At 47.4% G+C, this 24,411-nt stretch carries 25 protein-coding genes and 1 pseudogene; 15 read left to right on the forward strand and 11 right to left on the reverse strand.

Going from position 1 to position 24,411, the window contains the following annotated elements; translation table 11 throughout:
- From METMK1DRAFT_RS08315 to METMK1DRAFT_RS08355, 9 genes and pseudogenes are all read left to right on the forward strand, one after another.
- Nucleotides 1–795: pseudogene (locus METMK1DRAFT_RS08315) on the forward strand (transposase); the annotation flags it as partial.
- A gap of 209 nt (nt 796–1,004) precedes the next feature.
- Complete coding sequence (cutB, locus tag METMK1DRAFT_RS08320; RefSeq protein ID WP_048087757.1) at nt 1,005–1,847, forward strand: glyceraldehyde dehydrogenase subunit beta; 843 nt, start codon at nt 1,005–1,007, stop codon at nt 1,845–1,847.
- Nucleotides 1,837–2,325, forward strand: coding sequence for a glyceraldehyde dehydrogenase subunit gamma (gene cutC / locus METMK1DRAFT_RS08325; RefSeq protein ID WP_009072881.1), 489 nt, complete (start codon nt 1,837–1,839; stop codon nt 2,323–2,325). The genes cutB and cutC overlap by 11 nt, the downstream gene beginning before the upstream one ends.
- Nucleotides 2,322–4,562 carry a glyceraldehyde dehydrogenase subunit alpha gene (gene cutA / locus METMK1DRAFT_RS08330; protein ID WP_009072883.1) on the forward strand — a complete coding sequence of 747 codons (2,241 nt, stop codon included), beginning with the start codon at nt 2,322–2,324 and terminating at the stop codon, nt 4,560–4,562. Before cutC ends, cutA begins: the two co-directional genes overlap by 4 nt.
- 491 nt (nt 4,563–5,053) lie before the next feature.
- A complete protein-coding gene (locus tag METMK1DRAFT_RS08335; protein WP_155812383.1) occupies nt 5,054–5,215 on the forward strand; it encodes a hypothetical protein in 162 nt (53 codons plus the stop codon).
- Nucleotides 5,216–5,305: 90 nt separating this feature from the next.
- Nucleotides 5,306–5,740 (forward strand): rubrerythrin family protein, encoded by a 435-nt coding sequence (locus tag METMK1DRAFT_RS08340; RefSeq protein ID WP_009072887.1) that lies wholly within the window; start codon nt 5,306–5,308, stop codon nt 5,738–5,740.
- 2 nt (nt 5,741–5,742) lie between these two features.
- Nucleotides 5,743–6,942, forward strand: coding sequence for a heterodisulfide reductase-related iron-sulfur binding cluster (locus tag METMK1DRAFT_RS08345; RefSeq protein WP_009072890.1), 1,200 nt, complete (start codon nt 5,743–5,745; stop codon nt 6,940–6,942).
- Nucleotides 6,926–7,495 (forward strand): DUF3501 family protein, encoded by a 570-nt coding sequence (locus METMK1DRAFT_RS08350; RefSeq protein WP_048087759.1) that lies wholly within the window; start codon nt 6,926–6,928, stop codon nt 7,493–7,495. The genes METMK1DRAFT_RS08345 and METMK1DRAFT_RS08350 overlap by 17 nt, the downstream gene beginning before the upstream one ends.
- Before the next feature lie 75 nt (nt 7,496–7,570).
- The gene (locus METMK1DRAFT_RS08355; RefSeq protein ID WP_009072893.1) at nt 7,571–8,581 is read left to right on the forward strand and encodes an MFS transporter; all 1,011 of its coding nucleotides are present in this window, start codon (nt 7,571–7,573) and stop codon (nt 8,579–8,581) included.
- Here METMK1DRAFT_RS08355 and METMK1DRAFT_RS08360 read toward each other — a convergent pair.
- The 4 genes from METMK1DRAFT_RS08360 to soxA are packed head-to-tail and all read right to left on the reverse strand — an operon-like array spanning nt 8,562 to nt 12,949.
- Nucleotides 8,562–9,119 carry a DUF1404 family protein gene (locus tag METMK1DRAFT_RS08360; RefSeq protein ID WP_009072894.1) on the reverse strand — a complete coding sequence of 186 codons (558 nt, stop codon included), beginning with the start codon at nt 9,117–9,119 and terminating at the stop codon, nt 8,562–8,564. The genes METMK1DRAFT_RS08355 and METMK1DRAFT_RS08360 overlap by 20 nt on opposite strands.
- A 6-nt stretch (nt 9,120–9,125) precedes the next feature.
- A complete protein-coding gene (gene soxC / locus METMK1DRAFT_RS08365) occupies nt 9,126–10,832 on the reverse strand; it encodes a proton pump complex cytochrome B SoxC (RefSeq protein WP_009072895.1) in 1,707 nt (568 codons plus the stop codon).
- Nucleotides 10,825–12,471 carry a proton pump complex quinol oxidase subunit SoxB gene (soxB, locus tag METMK1DRAFT_RS08370; protein ID WP_009072896.1) on the reverse strand — a complete coding sequence of 549 codons (1,647 nt, stop codon included), beginning with the start codon at nt 12,469–12,471 and terminating at the stop codon, nt 10,825–10,827. The genes soxC and soxB overlap by 8 nt, the downstream gene beginning before the upstream one ends.
- 1 nt (nt 12,472) lies before the next feature.
- Nucleotides 12,473–12,949 carry a proton pump complex quinol oxidase subunit SoxA gene (soxA, locus tag METMK1DRAFT_RS08375; protein WP_172634132.1) on the reverse strand — a complete coding sequence of 159 codons (477 nt, stop codon included), beginning with the start codon at nt 12,947–12,949 and terminating at the stop codon, nt 12,473–12,475.
- Nucleotides 12,950–13,284: 335 nt separating this feature from the next.
- Between soxA and METMK1DRAFT_RS08380 the strand changes: the two genes are divergently transcribed.
- The 6 genes from METMK1DRAFT_RS08380 (at nt 13,285) to METMK1DRAFT_RS08405 (ending at nt 16,360) form a co-directional block, all read left to right on the forward strand.
- A complete protein-coding gene (locus METMK1DRAFT_RS08380) occupies nt 13,285–14,259 on the forward strand; it encodes a Rieske 2Fe-2S domain-containing protein (protein ID WP_009072901.1) in 975 nt (324 codons plus the stop codon).
- A 124-nt stretch (nt 14,260–14,383) separates the two neighbouring features.
- Complete coding sequence (locus METMK1DRAFT_RS08385) at nt 14,384–14,572, forward strand: hypothetical protein (protein ID WP_009072905.1); 189 nt, start codon at nt 14,384–14,386, stop codon at nt 14,570–14,572.
- Nucleotides 14,573–14,637: 65 nt separating this feature from the next.
- Entirely contained in the window at nt 14,638–15,051 is a 414-nt protein-coding gene (locus METMK1DRAFT_RS08390; RefSeq protein ID WP_009072908.1) for a hypothetical protein, read from the forward strand.
- A gap of 52 nt (nt 15,052–15,103) precedes the next feature.
- The gene (locus METMK1DRAFT_RS08395; RefSeq protein WP_009072910.1) at nt 15,104–15,496 is read left to right on the forward strand and encodes a hypothetical protein; all 393 of its coding nucleotides are present in this window, start codon (nt 15,104–15,106) and stop codon (nt 15,494–15,496) included.
- A gap of 109 nt (nt 15,497–15,605) precedes the next feature.
- The gene (locus METMK1DRAFT_RS08400) at nt 15,606–15,908 is read left to right on the forward strand and encodes a hypothetical protein (RefSeq protein WP_009072912.1); all 303 of its coding nucleotides are present in this window, start codon (nt 15,606–15,608) and stop codon (nt 15,906–15,908) included.
- Nucleotides 15,905–16,360, forward strand: coding sequence for a hypothetical protein (locus METMK1DRAFT_RS08405; protein WP_009072914.1), 456 nt, complete (start codon nt 15,905–15,907; stop codon nt 16,358–16,360). The genes METMK1DRAFT_RS08400 and METMK1DRAFT_RS08405 overlap by 4 nt, the downstream gene beginning before the upstream one ends.
- Before the next feature lie 219 nt (nt 16,361–16,579).
- Here METMK1DRAFT_RS08405 and METMK1DRAFT_RS08410 read toward each other — a convergent pair whose 3' ends face one another.
- The 7 genes from METMK1DRAFT_RS08410 to METMK1DRAFT_RS08440 form a co-directional block, all read right to left on the reverse strand.
- The gene (locus tag METMK1DRAFT_RS08410; RefSeq protein ID WP_009072916.1) at nt 16,580–17,149 is read right to left on the reverse strand and encodes a hypothetical protein; all 570 of its coding nucleotides are present in this window, start codon (nt 17,147–17,149) and stop codon (nt 16,580–16,582) included.
- Nucleotides 17,150–17,191: 42 nt separating this feature from the next.
- Nucleotides 17,192–18,328 (reverse strand): citrate synthase, encoded by a 1,137-nt coding sequence (gene gltA, locus METMK1DRAFT_RS08415; protein ID WP_009072919.1) that lies wholly within the window; start codon nt 18,326–18,328, stop codon nt 17,192–17,194.
- A 1-nt stretch (nt 18,329) separates the two neighbouring features.
- On the reverse strand, nt 18,330–18,755 hold the full coding sequence (locus METMK1DRAFT_RS08420) for a CBS domain-containing protein (protein ID WP_009072921.1): 426 nt from the start codon (nt 18,753–18,755) through the stop codon (nt 18,330–18,332).
- Nucleotides 18,756–18,788: 33 nt separating this feature from the next.
- Entirely contained in the window at nt 18,789–19,613 is an 825-nt protein-coding gene (gene prpB / locus METMK1DRAFT_RS08425; RefSeq protein ID WP_009072924.1) for a methylisocitrate lyase, read from the reverse strand.
- Nucleotides 19,600–20,877, reverse strand: a complete 1,278-nt coding sequence (locus tag METMK1DRAFT_RS08430; protein WP_009072926.1) for an MmgE/PrpD family protein — start codon at nt 20,875–20,877, stop codon at nt 19,600–19,602. Before METMK1DRAFT_RS08430 ends, prpB begins: the two co-directional genes overlap by 14 nt.
- Before the next feature lie 70 nt (nt 20,878–20,947).
- Nucleotides 20,948–23,212: a xanthine dehydrogenase family protein molybdopterin-binding subunit gene (locus tag METMK1DRAFT_RS08435; RefSeq protein WP_009072928.1), complete on the reverse strand. Its 2,265-nt coding sequence runs from the start codon at nt 23,210–23,212 to the stop codon at nt 20,948–20,950.
- Nucleotides 23,209–24,405 carry an acyl-CoA dehydrogenase family protein gene (locus tag METMK1DRAFT_RS08440; protein ID WP_009072931.1) on the reverse strand — a complete coding sequence of 399 codons (1,197 nt, stop codon included), beginning with the start codon at nt 24,403–24,405 and terminating at the stop codon, nt 23,209–23,211. Before METMK1DRAFT_RS08440 ends, METMK1DRAFT_RS08435 begins: the two co-directional genes overlap by 4 nt.
- Nucleotides 24,406–24,411: the final 6 nt, after the last annotated feature.

The raw sequence follows: 24,411 nt of genomic DNA on the forward strand, positions 1-24,411 counted from the left end.
GCTGAAGGGAGTCAAGGAGATAGACGTCTCAATAGACTGGACGACCAAGACCTGGTACGGGAGACCGGTGGGGGGCTCGGGAGTTCGGAGGAGGGAAACTCTTGGAACTACGCAACTGCGACGACTAAAGATGGGAAAGTGCTCCTACTAGCTTTCATCACTCAAGTCAAGGGGATGACTAAGGAAGAGGTCGTGAAGGCCCTCGTGGAGCAAGTCGTCGCCGTGGGGTTCAAGGTAAGTTTGATGACTCTCGACGCTGGTTTCTACACGATTGACGTGCTCAACTTCGTTTCGCAGTTCAAGTACGTAATCGGAGTTCCTGTTGGTGATGTTAAGGTCTACCAGGAGTTTGACGGCGAGTACGAGACGAACAGTAAGAGGCACAGGAGGGACGAGCAGGTCGAGTTCAGGCTCCTCGTGTACAGCGAGGAGAAGGTTAAGAGAAAGAGGAAGACTCTCGTTTACTTCGCTAGGGCTACGAACCTCGACCTACCGAAGGGGGAGGTGTTGGACTTGTACAACAAGGTGAGGGGTCCCATAGAGACCTCTCACCGGAACGTTAAGGCCTTTCTCCCCTTCACCAGTTCCACCAAGTTCGTCTTCCGCACGTTGATCTTCGTGCTGGCCGTGGTCCTCTACTCCCTGTACACCGTGTTCAAGGGGGAGGTGAGGAGGGAGGAGTTCAGGGTACTCCTAATACTCTTGTTTTCTGATGATTTATTCAATCTAAAAGATTTTCTATTTAAATCAATAGAACCGCTTATTAATAATATAGATTTATTTTCAAGGAGGTGATTTTGGGTCTACCGTTACGGACGGGGTCTCAGGTGTCAAAAGATGAAAAATTAGATATGTTTATTCTTTCATATTTCCTTTAAACCTTTTCCTTCATTAGATAGAGAAGGTTTTCCTTTATCATTTACATCGGTCATGATTTAGCTTATAAATAAAGTAAAGAATTAATGGTGAGAATCCCTTTTAAGCGATTATTCTTAATAATCAAGATGTATCCACCGCAGGTGGGCTATTTCAGGCCCGAGAGTTTAGGAGAAGCGTTGGAATTTTTAGAGAGGGAGGAAGCAAAGGTACTAGCTGGTGGGCAGAGCCTTATACCAATGTTAAAGTTGAGAGTTCTACGTCCTAAATATCTCGTAGATATAGGAGGCCTTAAGGAACTCTCTTACATCAAGGAGGGAGACACGATCAGTATAGGCGCCACAACGAGACACTTTGAACTTGCGTCGCGTAGGATTAGAGGATTGGAGATTTTACAGGAGGCCGCTTCAAAGGTAGGTGACGTTCAGGTCAGGAACGTAGGTACAATAGGAGGGAGTGTATGTAACGCTGATCCAGCAGCCGACTACCCCGCCGTGCTTACGGCGTTGGACGCAACCATGAAGGTTAGATCCAAGAAGGGGACCAGGGAAGTCAAGGCCCATGACTTCTTCAAGGGACCCTTCTCTGTGGACCTGAATCCAGGTGAAGTGCTCGAGGAGATAAGGATCCCAAGGCTAGAAGGCTATCGTCAAACTTACAGGAAGGTAGTAAGGAGGGCGGGAGATTTTGCCTTAGCGGGGCTGGCACTGGCCATAAAACTGGACTCCGGGGTGGTAAAGGACGTTAGGATAGCTTTCACTGGAGTATCTCAGGGACCACACAGAGCTAAAGAGGCCGAGAAGGTATTGAGGGACAGTAAGCTCACGAAGGACGTGATAAAGAGGGCATCCGAAGCGTCCACGTCTGGAGCTAATCCTCCATCTGACTCCAGGGGCTCTTCCTGGTATAGATTAGAGGTAATGAAAAGATTACTCCAGACCTCCTTGGAGGTGATGGCAAATGAAAGTTGAACCAGATCAGAAGGTAAGGATAAACGTGAAGGTAAACGGAGTATTGCACGAGGCCGAAGTGGAACCCAGGAAACTTCTGGTTGACTTCCTTAGAGACGACTTGGGTCTGACGGGAACTAAAGTCGGCTGCGACACTACAACTTGTGGTGCTTGTACGATATTACTCGACGGGAGATCAGTAAAGTCCTGCACGTTATTGGCTGTGCAGGCCCACGGTAGGGAGATCACTACCATAGAAGGACTCTCGTCAGACTCAAAACTCTCCCCGGTGCAAGAGGCGTTCAAGGATAATTTCGCTCTGCAGTGTGGGTTCTGCACCGCAGGAATGATAGTTCAGGCCACGTTCCTTCTCTCCCAGAAGAAGGATATGACTGAGGAAGAAATTAGAGACTCGATCCACGGTAACATCTGTAGATGTACAGGTTACCAAAACATAGTTAACGCCATAATGGATGCTTCTAGGAGGATGAAAGCATGAGTTACTCGGGTAAGTCAGTAAAGAGACTATACGACGACAAGTTCGTGACAGGGAGAAGTACATACGTAGACGACCTAAAGATAAACGCCCTTTACGCTGCTTTCGTGAGGAGCAACTACGCCCACGCAGTGATAAAGAGAGTTCACAAGGAAGACGCACTGAAGATGAGCGGCGTAGTGACAGTATACACGGGCGAGGAGTTAAACAGGGTGATAAAGGAAGGAATAGGGCCGTGGACTACCTACATCGACCCTAGACCCTGGAAGATACCCAAGTGGAGGTTCGCACAGGGAGAGGTTAAGTATGCAGGAGAACCGGTTGCCGTTGTTTTAGCCACTGACAAGTATAGGGCGAGGGACGCGGCAGAGGCTATCACGGTAGACTATGAACCTGTGGATGCTGTAGTTTCCATGGAGGAAGCGAAGAAGGACAAAGTGCTGGTCCATAAGGAACTGGGCACAAACTACGGCTATAAGAACGACTTCGTGGCAGGAAATCCAGAGAAGGCTTTGGAGAGTGCGGACCACAGGAAGAAGGTAGAAATTGGGAACAGGAGACTCATTCCATCCCCCATGGAACCAAGAGGGATAGTGGCTAGCTATGATGGGTCTAACCTTTCCGTGTGGTACTCTACACAGATACCTCACTTCGCGAGGGCTGAATTCAGCAGAATCTTCGGGATACCACAGAGCAGAATAAGGGTTGTAATGCCTGACGTGGGAGGAGGGTTCGGGAGCAAGGCACACATTATACCGGAGGAACTTGCCGTTATAGCTTCCTCAATGATGTTAGGTAAACCCGTAAGGTGGACAGCCACCAGGACAGAGGAGATGATGGCCACGAACTCTAGGCACAACGTCTTCAGGGGTGAGATAGGATTCAACAACGACGGTACACTTGTGGCCATAAACGGCACTCTAGAGGTAGAGTTGGGGGCCTATCTCACATACACTGAAGGGATACAACCAACGATCATTCCGCTGATGATCCCAGGTCCCTATAGGGTCAGAGATCTGAAGATAGAGAGCAGGGCCATCTACACCAATACTATTCCCATTACCATGTATAGGGGAGCTAGCAGGCCAGAGGCTACCTTTATTATCGAGAGACTCATGAGCACTGTAGCCGACGAGTTGAAGCTGGATGACGTCACTGTCAGAGAGAGGAATCTTGTCAGAGAGGATCAGATGCCCTATACTAATCCCTTCGGACTGAAATACGATACTGGGGATTACCTTACGCTTCTGAGGGAAGGAGTGAAGATCCTAGAGTACAACTCCATGAAGGAGTGGGCTAGGAAGGAGAGAGAGAAGGGGAAAAGAGTTGGAGTGGGACTAGCGTACTACCTTGAAATATGTGGCTTCGGGCCCTGGGAGTACGCAGAGACCAGAGTCACGGAGGATGGAGGTGTGATAGTAGCCATAGGTGGTACTCCTCACGGGCAGGGAACCGAGACTGCAATCGCTCAACTTGTAGCAGACGAGCTTCAAGTGCCAATAGAGAGAGTGAAGGTGATCTGGGGAGACAGTGATGCTATACCTGCGGGAACTGGGACTTATGGTTCCAGGACTGTGTCCATAGCAGGTAGTGCGGCCGTCACAGCGAGCAGACAGGTTCTGGAGAAGATGAGGAGAGTTGCAGCTAGGGCGATGAAGGCAGACGTGGAGGAGATAGAGTACAAGAACGGAGAGTTCGTCCACAAGAGAGAGGGTAAAAAGATGAGGTGGGAAGAAGTCTCCAGGCTGGGTTATAGCGGTAAGGAACCGGGACTTTCAGCTAGCGTCACACTGGAGGGTGACGTTACGTTCCCGTATGGCATACACATGGCTATAGTAGAGGTGGATGAGTACGGGATGGCTAGGGTCAAGGAATACAGGGCATACGACGATATTGGGAGAGTTATTAATCCAGCGCTAGCTGAGGGTCAGATTCACGGAGGAGGTACTCAGGCTGTTGGTCAGGCCCTATACGAGCTCGCTGTGATAAACGAGAACGGACAGCTAGCTGTTACTTACGCTGACTATTACGTCCCCACAGCTGTCGAGTCTCCCAAGTTCAAGAGTTACTTCGCAGAGAAGTATCATCCGTCCCCCTATCTCACTAAGACTAAGGGCGTTGGAGAGGCTGCACTCATTGTAGGTCCGGCAGTGATAGTTAGGGCGTTAGAGGACGCAACTGGTGGAAAGTTCGACTTCACACCAGTCATTCCTGAGGAGATATTGAAGAAGATGAAATAATACCACATTAGTCTTTTTCTCTTTTCTTCAGCAGTTATGGGATTTCTAGTTAGGTGTAGTCTTGAAGTCAAGGCAAAATCTAATAACTGCTGTTTTCTTTTTCAATTTCCTCCTCTTTCAAGGCACTATAACTATCGAGTCAAACATTGAACTTTAGGTTTTTGTTGAACTCTATTCAGAGGACGGTCATACGGTGGGAGGATTCCCTAAGTCTTAATTCGGGGTCGATCAAGGCGGTACGTATTATGTTCGCTATAACTGTGCATATCTCTTGTAGTAGCGGGAAACGGTTAATGCTCAAATTCGTGAGCAGCCCGTCTTCCTGCGTCTATATAGTCAGTTACATATAAAGGTACCTAAAAGTGTATGAATGTATTGCTATTTAAGTACTTTACATCGAAGATAGCAAAATTTATAAGATTAAACCTGCTTAGTTATCTTGTGATACCATGAAAATCTTAAAGGTCTGTTCTTGTGGGTTTCTCTCGTTCATGGGGGTTCTAGTGATGCTTTTGGGAATAACAGGGGAGCTAAGCTACTTCAAATATTCTCCAGATGTCCCATTCTACCTGGGCGTACTTCTCCTAACTCTAGCCTCGATCATTGGCTTCTCCATGAAATCTCCCGATGAGTCTCAAGAACCTTGGCCTTAAACCCAGTTTAAATTAGAATAGCTCTTAAATGGTATGAAGAATCGACTCGAAACTTTTTTATATTGTGACTCTCCTATACCTATAGGGACCATGAAGAACCTTAAAGGAACCAAAACCGAACAAAACTTCAAACACGGATTCCAAGGGGAATCCATGGCCAACAGGAGGTACCTATACTTTGCAAAGAGAGCCGACGAAGAAGGCTATCCAGAGCTTGCTGGGTTGTTGAGAAGTATAGCTGAGGGAGAGACCGCGCACGCCTTCGGTCATCTGGATTTCATCAGACAGGGAGGCTCGGTGGATCCTGCTACGGATAAACCCATAAAGACCATTGAGGAGATGTTGGAGTCTGCCATAGCTGGAGAGACCTACGAGTGGACTCAAATGTACCCAGGCTTCGCCAAGACGGCCAGGGAAGAGGGCTTCGATGAGGCCGCTGAGTGGTTTGAAACCCTAGCGAGGGCAGAGAAAAGCCATGCCGAGAAGTTCACTCAAGCCCTAAAGATGCTTAAAGGGGAAAAATAAAGTTGTACACCCTCAACAAAGATAACCCATCTTTTTTTGATACCAAGAAATTACAGTCAGAATTCGTAAGGCAAGCCACTGTGTGTCACGGATGTAGGCTTTGTTTCAATTACTGTCCAGCCTTTCCCAAAATGTTTCAGTACACAGATAAGAAGGGACCGTCCAATCTAACCTTAGAAGATCTCTTTGACGTTGCAACTGACTGTTTCCATTGTAACATGTGCTTTGTGAACTGCCCCTATACTCCCCCACATGAGTTCAACATGGACTTTCCACACCTCATGAGCTGGGCCTGGTTATACTATAAGACCAAAACTGGACTTTCCCTGAAAGACAGGCTCTTCGAGATGTTGGATACAGCCAACTTGGTCAGGCCTCTGGCTAAGAAGTTCTTGGAGGGTGGGAAGGAATTCATGGGTATAAGCCCTGAAGCACCATCCCTAAGGCTTGCAGACAAGGGATTCATCTCCAGAGTTAAACCTAAGAGGGTTGAGAAACCCGTAGCAAAGGTGGTTCTCTTCCACACCTGCTTGGTAGAGAACTTTTACCCTGAGATAGGTGAGGACCTCGTTGATGTGTATAACTCGCTGGGTATAGAGGTAGTTACAGAGAACTTCAGTTGTTGCGGTGCCCCCATGTTGGACGTAGGCGACGCTGAGAGACTTAAGAAGAACGCTGAGAGGAACTACAGGTCGATATCAGACTACGTTAAGAGAGGATACGACGTGGTCTCTCCCATACCCACTTGTACCCTGATGTTGACTAAGGAGTACCAATACGTTCTCGACACCCAACCTATCAAGGTCTATGACGCCATGGAGTACTTGATGAAACTAAAGAAGGAAGGAAAAGTGGACTGGAAAGGTGAGTTGCCCAAGTCTGTGCTCTATCATTCTCCTTGTCACCTGAAATTCCTCAAGGTTGGTATCCCAGGCGTTCAGGCCATGAGAAGCCTGAAGATGAGAGTGGAGATGGCGGATAAGGGTTGTTCTGGAATAGACGGCGGGTGGGGACTGAGGAACTACAATAAAGCTAAGGTCGTTGGGGCAAAGATGATGGATGCTTTCGCTCACAGCGAGGCGGAGATCTTCGCTACCGAGTGCCCTCTGGCTGGACTTCAAATAGAGAAGGCCTCAGGTAAGAGGGCAGTGCATCCCATTACGTTGCTAAAGGAGGCGATAAAGAGTGATAAGAGTGGATGATGTCCTTCCTTGGCAGGAATACGAAAAGGTCAGACAGGATAGGATTAGGAGATCGGCCCAACTGAAGAAGACCAGGAGGATCGAACTGGGAGACCGTATGTCCATCCTGTTCGAAAATAGGGAAACTGTACTTCAACAGGTTCAAGAGATGGTATACCTGGACAAGCTGAGTAAGCCTGAGGAAATAAGAAGGGAAATACAGATATACAGTTCCTTGCTTCCGTGTGGAGGAAAGGTAAAGGCGTCTCTATACATTTACGCTGAAAACGAGGAGGATTTAAAGAACGTCTTCAAGACGCTCCCAAAGATATACGACAGTATATACCTAAAGGTAGGAAACAAGCTAGTGCACGGAGAGCCTGAGGCCGGAAGGGAACAGGGTGAGGCCTTCAGCACCGTTCAGTATCTGACCTTTGACCTTGAAGGAAACAGGGACACGAACATGGAGGTCATTGTACTCCACGAAAATTACAGATTCACCGCGAAGATCCCCTCGGAGCTGGCACAAAAGCTCATACAGGAAGCGTACCAGGAGTGTCCCAAATTATCATGAGATATCTCTTGTTTTTCTAGATTTCTTTAAATCCAACTACTTGAAGTTTATAAGTAAATCCTAAAGTTTAAGCCTATGAGACAACACAGGGCGACGTTGGCGTACGCACTGGCTACGTACTCCTTCGTACTTCCGGCCTTCGCGTTTAAGGAGTTGGAGTATGCCGAGTGGGAGGTGTTCTTCCTTACCTCCCTACCCTTTGTGGGCAGACTATTTGGCTCACTTGAAACCAGGAGGTTGGTATCGAAGCTGGGAACCGTCTGGACTTACAGGGTATCTCTAGCAGGACTGGCAGGTTCGTCAATGATCTCCTCGAGTTTCACCCAATTTGGAGAGCAACTGGCCATTAGACTCTTAGTGGGAGTTCTCTTCGGGATAATGACCTCCTTGGCAGTCTATGAGGCCATGGAAGGGAGATCTCAGAAGGGAGGGGTGATGTTCAGCGGGTGGGCCTTGGGATGGAGCTTGGCCGGGACCACGTACTTACTGGCAGGCTCTTGGAGTGCAACTATGTTGATCGGAGGACTCGTTATCCTTTCACTTCCGCTGTTCCGTGGCGAGAACAGGGAGTTGGAAGTAATACAGGTTACCAGTGTTAGTAGTAAAGGGATCTTGGTCTTTTTGCTCTCATTCGTACCGTCGTTCACGCTCTCCGTTGCACCGTATTTCCTAGAGATAAATGGACTTCCGTGGGTGTGGATCATCCCGTCTTACGCAATGGCCATACCTTCATATTATCTCTTGCCAGTTCTTGCTGACAAGATTGGGTTCCACAGAACCCTTATGCTCACCGTCTTGGTTGCAGTAATGAGTGGGACACTATTCTTCCAGAAATTATTTTTCATGCTAATGCCCTTTACCTTCTTCGGTCTAGGTTTGAACTCCCTGGCCCCTAAAATAGCCCTGAGATACGGAGTTGACTCCAGAAATTCAGGAGTCGCAGTGAACACTGCGGGACTTGGAGGACTCATGTACTCCATGTTTCCCTCAATGATGGGCTTCGATGGCCTCTCCGATATAATGGATGCGAGCTTGGCCTCGCTTCTGATTCTCTCCTCGAAAAGAGTTAAGACAAAAGTTTCTTAAATACGTACCCTATAACTCCAAATAATACACTATTCATTATTAGAAACATAACATATGCCACTCCATAAAACTGACCAGTAGTGAATGGAGAGAACTGTACTAAAGGAGGAGAATAAACTGGATAACCTAAGACAAGCAAAACGGCTAATAACGTGTCTCCTATCATATAAAGTACGAAGATAGTAATCTTTTCTAAGATCCTCATTCTCTTCAGTCCTGCCCCTAAGAGGAAACCCCCCAGAAGCATTGAGGTGTAATCTGCGAGAGTCCAGGTTGGGTATAAGGCGGAGTAGACGAAGAGGACAGGAAGATGAAAGAGAACTGGAGGGATCAAACCCGTGTAAGCTATAGGTCTCCACACATTTCCTCTGAAACCGAAGTAACCTAGGATTGCCCCAGAGGTAAATAGCGAGTAGTGGGAGAGCATGAGTATGAGGGGATCTTTAGAAAGGAGTGAGAGGGTAATAGGGTTGACCACACCCGAGGCAAGAAAAATGGAAATCGTGTATGAAAAAAACCTTGTCTTACTCTCCAGCAAAACGTTTCACCTTACATAAACTATGTAGTGGTAGAGTTGTACTGCAATCCCCCACAGGAAGAGTAGTATTCCTAAATCCATCCCTGCATAGGTTGCCTGCGGGCCTACGCTTGGCAACCTCCACATGATGGCGGTTTGGATCGCGGTAACTACGAGGATTACTGGGAGGGCGAATAGGGCTATCGTCTTTCTGAACCTCAACTCCGAAGCCGAAATCGTGCCTGAGGCCATGGTGGGTTTACCCTTAATGAACGCCCTGGCCATCCTGAACACCATGAAACCTGCCAGGACACCCAGAGGAACGGTGAACATCAGGTTGATCATAACTGGATGCATAAGTAACTCTCCGAAGCTGCCGGCAAATAGCAGAGAAACTACTGCTGTTCCCAAAATAGAGGTCGGCCCAATTTTTGGAACGGTCTCTTTGCTATTAAGAGACGGTAATGACTTTGTATCTTTTGATCTACCAGTCATTAATATTATTAAACCAACAATAACGGCAGGTACGCCTAGCACCTCGATCTGCTGAGAAGTGGGGGCAGGAACTCCTGGAGCTAAATAGCCCCACACACTAAGTTCAATGAGCGAGATCCAAGCTACAGTCATGACCCAGGTCCAGAACTTCCTGTTCTTGAGGAACATGTATTCGCTGTTCTCAAAGAAGGGCATGAGGATCACGACTAGTAGTACAATAGTTAGGATGGAAAGTGCTTGGGCCGGACTCATGGCCTGGCCGTTAGGCAACTCGAAGTCCACGAACTTGTACAGGAACAGGAAGAACCACGGGGGATAAGGCTGAGTGGACAGTGCGGCTGCTGTCCCAGGCTCTGGTGCTGGGTAAGGATTTATCACTATGGGTAGTCCGTTGATGTTGGCCAAGAGATCTGGCACAAAAAGTATTATGCCCCAGGTCATTAGGACTATTGAGGTCATATACACTACGTTCCTGGGCCACCATTCGTTGAATTTGGACCACTCTTCCTTAGTATAGAAGGCGGGAACTTTCGGCTTCTCCTTACTCGAGGGTGTCATCCCGTACCTCTCCGACATGAGGAAGTGAACCCCAAATAGTGCACCTATCAGGAACACCATGATGATGTGCCATCCGAGGAGTCTGTCGAAAAGCTCGGATCTAACCAGCGGATTGCTGGAGGTCGCGGCGTCTCCACCAGGACCGAAGAGCCAATTGGCTATCGTAGTGGCCCCAGGGAATCCGGTACCCACCAAGAGGCTCTCCCCTATATTAATTGCGTTAATTCCCAGGACATCACTTACTAGGCTGTACCCGAAGAATGAGGCACCCATAGTTAATGCAAGCAGAAGGACTCCAGTCACCCATTGAAGCTCCCTGGGTTTCTTGTAAGCACCTTTGTAGAAGTTCCTGAACATATGTATGTATGCAAGGATTATCATTATGTAGGCACCATAAAGGTGACTGAAGAGTATCACGGACCCGTAAGGAACAGAATTAATGATTGTTTGGGTCTGGGCGTATGGATTGGCAGGCATGTAATAGAGAAGCAAGAAGAGTCCCGTGATTACAGTGTAAATGAAGGCTCCTGTTACCATCGCACCTAACCAATAAGAAATGTTGTACATATAGTCTGGCGTCTTGAAGAATGGAGCCTCCGTCACTCCCACTCTGTCCAGAATTTGGTCTATGAGCCCATTCCTCCTTCCTTCGTCCCTCTTCTCCTGTGCTGTCTCAGTCATTTAGTTCACCTCCTGTTTTCACACCTTTAGAAGGAGAAGCATTTAACGTGGCATTAAATTTAGGTTCGACTCCTTTTACTTCCTGACCACCTTCACCCAACATTACTCCAATACTGGGGCCTGACACTGAAACTCCTACAGTTCTGGAGGTGGAGTACGTTAAGAACTCCACTAGGGCAGAACCTATGGCCATCACAATACCTGCTATTCCTACTTCTGCAAGCAGGGATATTGCTAAATTGTAAGGATAGAACACCGTAGGGTAAGCTATGACTCTCCTTAGCATGCCCATGTAACCTTCCACGCTCATGAGATACCCAACTGTAGCGAAAGGTATGGTCCATAGTAGGATACCGGCGTTTATCATCATCGAAGTCTGCTTACTATAGTCGAAACCTGGCCTCACAGTTCTCAAGAGATCCAAGAACACTGCAGTGAATCCCATTAATATCAAGGTCCAAATGACCAGGTGGAAGTGGCCCACCACGTAGTAGGTATTGTGCACTATGGGATTAATGGGTAACATGGGTAGAGGAACCGCCTGAACTCCACCTAAAATGAAACCCACAAGGGCCATGAGTGTGGCCATCCCTACAGGATCCCGGAAGTTATACCCCTTGCTCAGAAGAACCGTGAGTCCCAAGTTGAGAACTGTTAGACCTGAACCCGAAGCTAGAATCAACGTTGACAGATTTATCCAGAGCCTTACTAGAACTGGTATTGGAAAGGTTTGAAGGTGATGTACCCATATCAACATAGAGCCTATGGCGAGGAGGTATATGTTCCACCTGGCCCACTTCTCACTGAACAGTTCCCTACCTGCAAACTTAGGAACATAGTAGTAGAGCGCCCCAAAGAGCGGGAAAGGTACATAGTACACCACTGGGTGACCGTAGAACCAAAAGAGAACCAGCCAAAGGAGCGTATTGACAGGAACCGAAGCCAAGAAGTATAAGGAGTACCAAAGCTCTGCTGCAGTGAGGGCCGGAAGAGTCAAGGCTATTATCACAGCAAAAGCCACACCGTACGCAGCGAATATACCCAACTTCTGACCTCTGGGTTTCGTGGCGTATGCGTCACCGACAAGCACTATGGTAGCGATAGTTTGGGCCATGGAACTTAAGGCTAATGCGAGGTAAGCTATGCCTATCATTGCTCCTCTATACAGCAGGAAGGCGTGGAAATTCGAGTTGTCCTCTATTGCAAGGGGAGGGTACATGTACCACCCCATGTCTGGCCCGCCCAGGAGGGCGAATAAGAGCCCCAGGTTACTGATCCAAAACAGGGCAGACATCAGTCTTGTCCTTCTAATGGAGAGGCCATCCTTATACATGGAGTACGCTATTACCGCTATGGCAGCATTCGGTACTAGGCCCAACATGGCAGACCAACCGTGGAGGGTTAAGAACGAGTAATAGGTTACACCAACCTGAGGGCTGTTTGCGGGATAGGTAAGGTAGGTTCTCAGATTCATCGCAGCCATCCCAACTACAGCAAGCCAAGCTAAAGATCCCGCAAAGTATTGCCAGATAACTCCAGTAGTATTGGATGGAGAAAGTATTGCCTTAACGTTCTTCCAGGAGAAAAATGACAAGTAACTTGTTACTTTGCTCAAAACAGTCCTAACGTTTACGCTCATCTCAAACCACCTCCAAGGTCCCGGTCATATACGAGAAACCGTAACCGGCATATTCAGGTTCCCTCCACGTATAGTTACCAGGTTGGCTGGGAGTGACGAAGTATACATAACTGGGTTCTCCTGGTATTGCGTTCACGTTGACCACACCGTCGGGCAATCTCATGAAGAATCCGGTTATGACCTGTGGTGAATTCAAAATGATTACGACTGGTTGGTTAGGTTGTACCACTATCAAATTGGGTTGGAAGACATCTGAGAAGGTGCTGTTTTGGTAAGCGGTCATGTTGACAACGAGAACACCGTTTATTACCTCAGAAGTCCCGTTGGCAGGGGGATGTCTTTGAAAGTTAATCACTGCCTGTTGAGCGAATGGAGGAAGGCCTGAGAACAAGGGAAGTCCGTACCTTATACTGGTACTGGAACCGTTAGTCACCTCGACGACAGACCAAGAGAAGAACACCGCAACCATTATTAGCATTATTACGAACCAGGCTAACTCCGCGTTATGGAGAAACTTTTCCTTGAGGTCTCCCAACCTTTAACACCCTTTTATCATTCTAAAATGTAGGAGGGACCCCCTTTTTAACTTTTCTATTTTAACTTAATTTAAGTTTAACTTGTTCACCTTTTTTGCTTATAAAAATAAGTTTAACTAAAACGTAAATATATTAAACATGGATCAAGATATAGTTGAGCTTATTAACTTTTTTTATTTAAAATTTAAACTTCTGAAGAACACTGTTATATCTGATAAGATCTATTATAACAAAATATTTAAACCTTCTTTGGCGTCTTAGTAGTATACGTGGGATTATGGGAAGGCACTTCGCCCTCAAGAGAGATGACTTAATCTTCGCTTTTCGCCTTCTAGGAAAGATGAGGGACCCCAAGACCAAGTTCAATGAAAGGAAGTTCGCCGAGAAGGGTAGAGACTACCTTTACAATTACGCAGAACAGAACGCCGGCCCCTTGAATCCTGGGAGGAGAATGTTTCTGAAGGGGGTTCTCATAGGAATAGGTGCTCTTGCCGTCGCCAGTGCAGTCCCCGTGGTCTCTTATCTTAACCAGCCCCCGGTGTATCTCAAGAACTTTCCTTGGATAATTATAGTTGATTCTGATGGAAATCCTGTGGAAGCTTCAAAACTTCCTGTAAATGATCCATCAATTTTACTATTTCAATACCCAATGGAAGGTGACATAACCTTCCTTCTAAATCTGGGCGACTCGAACGATAGCCCAATAGCCATCCCACCAACTCAAGTAGTAATCCCTGAGGACGGGAGCACCTACACTTTCCCTGGAGGCGTAGGCCCAAATAAGTCCATTGTGGCTTATAGCGCCATATGTCAGCACTTAGGCTGTCAACCTCCGGAAATCCACTTCTATCCACCTAAATACTTGGCTCCAGGTGGACAAGTACCCAACTTCCTTCCAACAGTTGCCTATCAGGCTGCTGTGAGTGCTGGGGCTAGCTCAGTCATACACTGCGATTGTCACGGTTCGACCTACGATCCCACTAAGGGAGCCGCCGTGCTTACAGGTCCTACCCTAAGGCCCTTACCTTACGTTGAACTCTATTGGGATTCCAATACTGATTATCTATATGCTGTGGGCATGAACCTCAAGGCCCCTGTGATCATGGGTCAGCCGTCAGATCTTGCCAGCTTTGCTTATCTCTCGTCCTTCAATCCGCAGACCGGTTGTCCCAAGATGTTGTTGAGCAAAGGTCAGACTCCAACACAATGCTACTCAAGGCTTAATAATGAGGGAGATACCTTCAATTCATGAGGTGTCACAGATGACTAAATTAGGAATAATGATTCTTTCCCTCATATTCGGAGGGACTGCAGGGATAGCCATTTTCATTGCGGTGAATATGTTATGGAACTCGTCACCAATAAGGTGAGTGGAAGTGAACGACAGAGCAATAGTCCTAATAACTGCAGTGGGTGCTATATTCTTCTTAGTACTTTCAATCCCGCTGAACATATTCTCTGGGCTGCAACTGGGCGTGGGCAATGCCACTGAACTAGCTGTGGCCCTATACATCATCCTTACCTCGGCCGTGTTCGTAATAGTGTTCAGAAAGTTCAGGGGATAAAGAGCTTATAAACCGATAAATAAAAAGTTTTTTATATAGTATCAATTTAGACATTACTGGTCAAGATGAAGCTGGAGGAAACAGTCTACAGATTCATGGATCTGGTGGCAAAAAACAACTATGTCACTGGACTCTCAATTCTACAGCTTCTAACCCTAACTGCGCTCTATTCTGCTGGGATGGCCATACCTATTTTTAACCTGGGTTTACAGGGATCAGCAATAACTGCTCACATCTACGGAGCCATAACTGTGGCAGTCCTGAGTCTCCTGATCCTTGCCGCATCGTGGAGGACTAGTGACCTAAGGCTCAGGGTCTTAGCCCTCTTCAACTTCCTGTTCGTATTGATGGCAGCGTTTGAAGGCCTCTTCTACTTCGGCGGCTTCGTTGATCCGTCTTACGCTTTAGGCATGGGAATAGGGTTCATCGGTGCTCTCTTTAGCAATTCGGCCTTGCTATTCTATAGTATCTCGCATTGAAATTATGCATAAAATTTTTTAAAACCATTTTTGATAATGTTATGGGTTAGTCATGTCTATAATTAGCGTAGGACCTAAGTCTAAGGTTACAACATCACTTGCTATGGCCGAGACTGTGTTTTTAACAGGTGCGTTCATAGCAGGACTGGCAACACTGCTCTACGATAAGTTCCCTCTCCAGCAGAGTTGGCAGTCCTTCATCCTATCGCTTCACATAAGCTTCGCCATGCTCACAGCTTTCTTCGGAGTGGCTCTTTATACGGCAACATCTAGGGAGAGAAGGAGGGGTCTCGCCCTGTTGGGTATGGCTAACGCCATTTTCATAGGGATAGCAGCTGCTGGAGGTCTTCTCTTCTATAGTACTCTTGACTACGTATATTCGTACGTTATGGCGCTGGCTTTCGTGGGGGCATACGTAACTGCAGTATCATGCATATTTTACTAGTTAAATTATATCAACTATTTTTTGGAATTGATGTAAGAAGCGTAGTTTAACTCTGATAAATAAAGAAAGAAAATTTTAAAAGATTTTCTGCAGAAGATGACAAGAGAACATGGAATTTAATAAAGTTCCAGGACTGAAGGCGGTGTACTCGGTGAAGGGAGATGACTTAGTGAAGGTTTATGGCGAAGAGATTAACCTAGACACTAAGAAGCTGGTCTCCTTCCTCAAGGAGAACGCTAAGATAGGAGAGGAGGAAGCGAGGAAACTAGACATGGGCACTCTCTTAGGGTTCGCAATGATCCTGGATAATCTGGGGGTAGCCTACATGGGGGGTTACGTAATGTTCGTTGATGCGGTGAAGACTAATTGGAACACTGTCTTAGATGCCTTCAAGGAGGTGTTGGTTAAATGAAGATCAGGGGTTACATAGGACACGTTAGAGTAGACGATAATTGGAGGGTTGTGGAAAAGGTTAACGTTCCTGACCAATTGGTAGAGATACTGAAGTTTAACGTTGAGAAGGGTAATCAGGAGGCTAGAGAGCTAGGATTCTCCAAACTTAACGGGTTTGCCATGATGGGATCAGTTAAAAGTCTCACCTTTATGAAAAATGAGGCTATTATGGTTGAGACTGAGAAGGCGGATTGGCAGGAACTCTTCGTCCACTATGTATATATGAAAGGCTGGTTGGCCCTAGGGATAACGCTCGTTATACTATCAATGATACTCTACTATATGGCCTTCTTCACATCTTATCTGGATTACTTCGCTAATCTTCCAAGGTTGTATCTTCCAACCATCCTCCTGATCGTAGGCTTAATCATGATACCTTCGTCAAAGACCAAGTTTTCCTATAGGCTATGAGATTTTTTACTCTAATCTACTTATTAGTATGGTCTTCTTAGGGATTGAAAGCCCTTCAACATTAGGGATAAAGTATCAGGATAGAACTTCAGTGATACGCCTTACTTAAAGCAAAGATCTTTATGGCCTCACCTTTCCCTATAGCCCTGAATTGATGGTGATAACAGTGAACCGCCTGAAGAGGTACACTCAGTCCTCTAGGTCGGAGAGAGGCCAGCTCTATTGGTTACGTGTATCTGCCTTGAAATAATTTATCAGCTTAGACAGCTCGGCATAGGAGAACATACCTGCTGCAGTTACTGCCAATGAGAAAGGTATAACTCCTAGGATTATGTAGAGGACAGTTGAGACAAGGAGTATTCCTGAGGCTATTTTCAACCCTTTAAGGTTGAACTGATTCGAAATTCGAAGTATTTCAAACGAGTATTCGAATATATAACTTAGAACTAAAAGCAGGCCTATTAACGCAAGGATTGACGATATTTCTACCTGAAAACCCAACCTCGCAGTCACAGAGAATAATGTGTTAAGTATGTCTCCTACCACCAAAACATAGAAAAGGTTAACAGCTAGGCTATATTCTTGCCCCATATTTGAGAAGGATCTCCTATTCAGTAATCCGAACATCATGAGGAAGAGGAACGCCAAAAGGAGGGGAATCCCAGATAATAGTAAATCAGTACCGGCCTCGTAAGCTACGGCAAGGAATGTGGAATAAAGTACCAGAGAGAGCAGACCCCTTTTAAGTCCCTCGTATGTCCTTAAGTTTAGCTTAGGTTTTTTTGGCATGATTAGAAAAGAGTCTATCTACTCTTAAAAAGGAAAAAGAAACTAACCTCTCAGCTCTATGGGTATTACTTCCCTCCTTATTGGACCTACGTATAATGCTCTGGGCCTTATTAGCCTATGTTGTTCCTCCACATACTCTATTACGTGTGCTGTCCACCCTAGTGTTCTTGAAAGGGCGAAGAGAGACGTGAACATGTATACCGGAAAGCCTAGGGCGTAGAACACTACGCCAGAGTAGAAGTCTGTGTTGGGAAAGATGTGTTTCTGAGAAAACATCTGGATCCCTAGTTCTTCCACCTTCTGTGCTATCTCGAAGTATTTCTTGGCCTCCTGATTCCTCTCCGATAGCTGTTTCGCAAATCTTTTGAATAATTTTGCCCTGGGATCATATGTCTTGTAAACCCTGTGGCCGAATCCCATGAGCCTTGCCTTCCCTTCCACTATCTTCTTCTGGAACCACTGATCTGTATTCTCTGGAGAACCTATTTCTAAGAACTGTTTGAACGCCTCCTCTGCTGCACCCCCGTGGAGAGGTCCCTTCAGGGCAGCTAACGCGGCGACTACACAGGAGTACATATCGGAGAGCGTAGAGGAAGTTACTAAAGCTGCAGTGGTAGACGCTGGAACCTCGTGATCGGCGTAAAGTATTAGGGAAGCATCCATGGCTTTCACCTCCTCTGTGGAGGGTGTCCTATTAAAAGAGGCCTCCAGGAAGCTCCTAGCGAAACTGTCAGAAGGTTCAGGTATCCTCGGCTTCTTTCCTTCCTTTGCCCTCAACACGTTAGTGACGACCGTGGAGGCCCTGGCTATCACCTTTATTGCAGTCTCCCTGTTGGTGACCTTGTTCCAAGGAGATCCATATATGGAAGAAAGAGCGGAGAAAGCGGTCTCCATCATCCCAACTGCGTCTGAGTCCCTTGGAAGACCGTAGATCATATCAATAACCTGCTGGGGAATCTCATAACCCTCATTCAGGAGAACCCTTATTCTCTGCAACTGAATCTTGTTGGGGAGATCACCGTAAAGCATAAGGTACACTACTTCTTCGAAGGTTGTGTGATCCACCAAGTCATCAATGTCGTACCCCCCGTACCTGAGGATGCCGTTCTCTCCATCAATATATGTGAGCGAAGTCGTCTTAATGTAAACGTTCTCTAGACCTCTGCTTATCTGGCTCATCTTAGTCACTCCCCACGAACTCCTCTCTCTCGACGTCAGATATGGCCTTTAATACATGTGATTCCCTTATTATGTCCCGTACTGAGATAACTCCTACTAGGTTACCCTTAGAGTCCACCACGATTAGATGTCTCAGATTCCTCTCAGCCATCTTCTTTACTGCGGTGTATATTGTATCATCCTCCTTGACAGTTACGAGGTTTTTAGTCGTACCGAGCTCCTCAACCGGTTGATCTAAACTAATCCCCCTGGCTAAGCCTCTGATTATGTCTCTCTCAGTTATGATTCCAGCCAACTTCCCCCCCTCCGTTATAATTACCGAACCCATGTTGTTTGAGGCCATCAGTTTTACCGCGTTAATGGCAGGAGTTCCTTTCTCCAATGTCACCGGATTTTTACTTATCAGGTGTTTTACTATACTCACCATAAGAGATATAGTACTTTTCGATAATTATAAAAGTTATGCCAACTCCTTATCTAACTTTTCGTAATAGTCATAACGGATTACCTCGTATTGTTGCTTTCTTGTCATCATTTTGTCCATCAGGTTCTTCTGAGTTCCTTCTGCCAAGAGAACCTTAAGTGCGTCCTCCATGGCCTTCGCGGCGACTCTGAATATAGTTACTGGGAATATCACATAAGTATAACCCATCTCCCTGAATTCTTGGGCAGTTATTAGTGGTGTCTTCCCGAACTCCGTCATGTTGGCCAGGAGAGGTGCATTGACTTCCCTTGAGAACTCCCTAAACTCCTCCTTAGATTGAAGAGCCTCTGGGAATATTATATCGGCACCCGCTTCCAAGTAGGCCTTAGCTCTCTCTATGGCATCCCTTAGACCGAGGATCGCCCTAGAGTCCACTCTGGCGATAATTTTAGCCTCCCTCCTGGCTCTCACAGCGGCCTTTATCTTGGACACCATCTCGTTATGAGGTATTACCTCCTTTCCGTCCAGGTGACCACATTTCTTCGGCAGTCTCTGATCCTCTATCTGAATTGCGTCCGCCCCTGCTCTCTCTAAAACCCTTACTGTCCTGTAGACGTTGAGGGCCTCTCCGAAACCCGTATCTGCGTCGACTATCATGGGGATCTCCGTAACCTCCCTTATCCTCCTCACCATATCTGCCAGCTCGTACATGTCTATGATCCCTATGTCGGGCAAACCCATGGAGGAGGTTAGGGCTCCGCCTGACAAGTAAACCGCCTTGAACCCTACCCTCTCAGCCAAGAGAGCAGTGAAGGGATTGAATACTCCAGGCACTATGGTGAATTCCTTACCAAGAGGCAATGGAACTCACCTCCTCCATTCTCTCCAGGTCCCATACTTTCTCTATTACACCCTTAGGTAATCCCAGTTGAAGGGCCTTTTCTTCGACCTCTTGATCGCTCATGGGGTTCTTATAGTGTCCCCTCGGGATTCTCACCTCCTTCTCGAAGGTTCCCCTGTCCGTCTCCACTATCAACCTGGTAGGTAACTCCTTCGGGTAAACCTTGGTGTAGTCCTCCCTTTCTACGACGTTAACCTTCTTCATGAGCTCCGTCACCATCTTATCGCCTATTAGATCGTAAGAGTCCAACCACATCCTCTTGGTCAGGAGAGAGACGGAGACTATGTAGGGGAGGCTGTGGTCTGCAGTCTCCTTGTTCTTAGGATCCCACTTCCCCTCATCGGCTAATATTGTTTTACCAGCCTCGTAGGTCTCCACCACGATTCTCTTTATGTTCCCTGTGTACTCCAGTTGTAGTGCTGCCTCGACAGCGGCCTGGGCGTGATACTCCACAGGATACTTCTTGATATAGGTCTCCAATATCTTAGAGACACCCATCTTTTTCAGTGCTTCCTCGTTCAGATCTGGCGCTACCACGTTCTTGAATCCCATCTTTCCAGAGAAGGGCCTTGAGGGACCCGTGAAACCTGACTTGGCCAATACGGCTGAGAACAAAGCGTTCCTGACAGCCTCCGCCGCTGCTCCTGCCTTCCACATACTCAGACTCCCAGACCTAGTCTCCCTGAGAGCTACGTGTGGAATTAACGATAACGAAATGGCGTTTACCATCTGCTCAGCGTTCAGTCGTAACAGTTTTCCAGCCATAACTGCCGCTCCCACTTGGAGGAAATTGACGTGATCGAAACCTTTCTTCCTCAGGGAGGTGGAGTCGCAGAGCCTTGTGGAAACCTCATACCCTAAGGCTACAGCCGTTATAACCTCCTCACCTCTGCCTCCTAGGGCTATTGCACCTCCTATCATGTCACTGGGATGAAGCGGCTCCAGGGAAAGGTAAGTGTCGTTGAAGTCCAGGTACCTAATGAGGAGAGTGTTATAAAAAGCGGCCATGTCGTACGACGCTGTTCCTCCACCCAGAAGAGCTCCTCTCCCTTGGAAGTCTGGCAAAACTTCCCTGACTACCTTGGCGGGGGGCGAGTTCCTGGAGGCATAAGCTACCGCTAGGGAGTCTATGAACCTCCTCTTTACCTCGTGTACCACCCTCTCGGGGAGATCAGAGGGTGAAATTGAGACCGCGTGTTGAGCTATTTGCTCGGCAAGTTCCATAGTTTATAATGGTGATACAAAGATTTAAAAAATAAGTTGAATGTCAGAACTTCATTCGCTAGTTTTAAATCTAAAAACTCTCCACCTTTTGTACTTTTCTATTCAAAAACCTTAACACGAACTCTGGAGTTATGGGAACCTCTATCTCACTTAAGTTGACGCCTAGAGCGTCTTCCAAGGCGTTCGCTATAACTGCATAAGGAACGGTGGCACCACCTTCTGCTACTCCCTTAGTTCCAAGGGGGGTGAACGGAGATGGTGAGACCAAGTGGTGTATCTCTATATCAGGTACCTCCATCGCCGTGGGAACCCAGTACTCTGACAGGTTGGACTGCAGTGGTACTCCAGATGAGTACGAAATCAGCTCATAGAGGGCTGCCCCTATTCCCATGGCAGTCCCGCCCATGAGCTGTCCGTCTACAATGAGAGGATTTATCAGGTTTCCACTATCGCTCACCACTACGTACTTCTTGATCTTGATAAAACCGGTCTCTGGATCAACCTCGATCAGGGCACCGTGGGCGTTAACACCGTAGGTGGAAGAAAAGTTGACCCTCCTCTTCTCATCAGCTACGTTCACGTTAGGAGAGTTGAAAACTTCGGTCGCCTCGAGTCCCATATCTTCCAGAGGGACATGATATTTATTGTAAATGATGTTAGCAGCCTCCTCCAGAGGAAACGTCCTCCCGCCAACCCTCACTAAACCCTCTTTTATCTCGATCTTGTCGACCTCCACATTGAAGATCTTCGCCAATAAATCTCTCATCTTGTCCAGGAGTTTGAGCGAGGCCTTGTACACAGCGCTCACTCCCACAACGGAGAACCTACTTCCGTAAAATCCAGTACCTGGTGGACCCGACGTGTCGCCCAGGATCACTTTGACCTTATCCATCCCTATTCCTAGGACATGAGACACCACCTGGGCGATAGTGGTCTCGTGTCCCGTTCCCATGGAGTTCGTGCTCATGACTACAGTTACATCCCCCCCACTCTCCATCTTTATGTAAACCCCCTCGTAGTAAGGGGTTCTAGGTTTTCCCACCACTAAGGTTTGAAACGCTAAAGATGAACCTGGCTCCAGAGCCAATGCGACCCCGATTCCCTCCCACCTGGACGACTTTTGGCCTAAGGCCTGCCTTAACACCTCCAGGGTTCTAACGTAATCACCGCTGTCGTACACGGCACCAGTTATGGTAGTGTAAGGAAGCTCGGTGATGAAGTTCTGCTTCCTTATCTCCCATTGGTCTAAGTTTAGATCCCTTGATAAGGAACTCACCATATTCTCCAAGACGAGCACAGCTGGGGGGATACCGAGTCCCCTGTAGGGTCCAGTTGGTGGTAGATTTGTAAGTATTCCATTTATCTTAAAGCGTAAATATTTAATCCTATAGGCCCCGGTCAGGTGGTAGATTTGTCTCAGGATAGGGAGAGGCTGATAAGTGTGCATATAAGCCCCGAAGTTTTCTAACAACTCCACATCCATTCCCAATAGCTCCCCTCCCCTAAACAACAACTTGGCCCTGTATTTCCTATCTGGACCGTGGACCGCAGCTGTCACGTGTTCCGTTCTGGTCTCCACGAACTTGACGGGCCTTCCCGATAATATGGAAGCCATTGCTGTCATGACTAGAGGTTTAAGGAAGATCTTCCCTCCAAATCCTCCTCCGGAGTCTGGGACTATTATCCTAATCTTACTTCTCGGGATCTGAAACACTATACTCAAGGCAGTCCTAAAGACCTGAGGAACCTGGGTGTTGGAGTAAACGGTCAGGGCCTGATCTACAGGATTATAATCCGCTATGACCCCGTTTGTCTCAATGGGCATTGGGGACACCCTGTGGACCCTGAAACTTTTCTCCACCACCTGATATTCCCTCGGATGTTCACCGTACTCGAAGAGGTCCTGGTATACCAAGTTTGTACCCAAATCCTCGTGAACTAGCTCCTTGTCCATCAGGGCGTCTTCAGGAGTAGAAATGGGATCCAAAGGTTCGTATTCAACCTCGACCCTTTCCTTGAGGTCCTCAGCCTCGTACCTGTCTCTCCCCAGCACTATTGCTATGGGTTCTCCCACGTATCTTACCTCTCCCGTTGCTAGAGGGTATTCCTTGGGAGCCTTATCGAAGAAGAAGTTAGGGAGAGGATTAGTCTTCAAACTGTCCTGCGTTATCACCTCCACCCCTTCCCTAGGAAGGACTCTGAACCTAGCCCTGGGGTAAATTGACCTGACTACTGCCATGTGAAGCATTCCAGGGAGGGACAGATCGTCTATGAACCTACCCCTGCCGGTCAGGAACCTGGGGTCCTCTACCCTCCTCAGGGGTTTACCTATCATGCGGGGATCCCCAGAAACTTGCGGTAGAAGTGCCTCGCCGCGGAAATCCTCTGGATGTCGTTAGTGCCCTCATATGTCTTCAAGATCTGAACGTCCCTCAACATTCTCTCCAGGCCAGTGGACGTAGTGACTCCGTATCCTCCGTGAACTGTCATAGCCCTCAAAATTATCCTCTCCGCAGCCTCTGTGGCAGAGAACTTGGCTAGGGAAGCTACCATAACGTACTCTTCCTCCTTTCCCTTGACCAGGAGGTTCCCCGCCCAGTAGGTCAGCAACCTAGCCTGAAATAGCTCTGCCATGGATTCTGAGAGCTTTTGCTGAACCATCTGAAAGGAAGCGAGGCTCTGTCCAAACGACTTTCTGTCTACCGAATATTGCACCATCTTCTCCAAGGCAGCCTGGCCTATTCCAAGAGCCTGAGAGGCCACGATAGTCCTCGCATAATCGAAGGAAGATACGGCGTATTTGAATCCCATGTCCACTTGTCCCACAACGTTCTCCTCGGGGACCTTTACCTCGTTGAAGCTGATCTCTGTAGTGTGCGATGCCTTCAGACCGGTGGTCTCTATCCTTCCTTCGACTTTGAACCCTGGAAAGTCCTTCTCTACAACGAACATAGTTAGTCCCTTCCATCTCGGAGTCTGTGGCTGAGACGTCCTTGCAGTGACTATGATATAGTCCGCTAAGTCCCCATTGGTTATGAAGATCTTCCTTCCCGTTAGTATATAATTCTCTCCCACTTTCTTGGCCACCGAAGTTATGCCTGCCACGTCGGTCCCAGCACCAGGCTCGGTGTTGGCAAACGCTGCTATTCTCTCTCCCTTGGCCACAGGTGGAACGTACTTCTTCTTTAACTCCTCACTCCCGAACTTCAGGATGGCGTTGGTGAACATCCAGTTTATCAGGAGGAATGTAGAGACTGAGGGCCAAATCCTGCTTATCTCCTCCGTAGCCACAATCAGGGAGAGGTAATCGGCCCCTGAACCTCCGTATTCCGCAGGCACGTCGAGACCGTTGAGACCTAACTCCCTTATTTTTTCCCTAACTACTCCTAAGTCACCGTTCCTCTCACCCTCCTCCACTCTATTGGCCACTTCCCTTTCCATGAACTCCCTTATTGTAGACCTGAGAAGCTCGTGATCCTGAGTTAACTCCACCTTAAAGTCCTCCACTTCCTTGAAAGGGTAAACCATGGATCT

The organism is Metallosphaera yellowstonensis MK1, from assembly GCF_000243315.1.
Lineage (GTDB): Archaea > Thermoproteota > Thermoprotei_A > Sulfolobales > Sulfolobaceae > Metallosphaera > Metallosphaera yellowstonensis.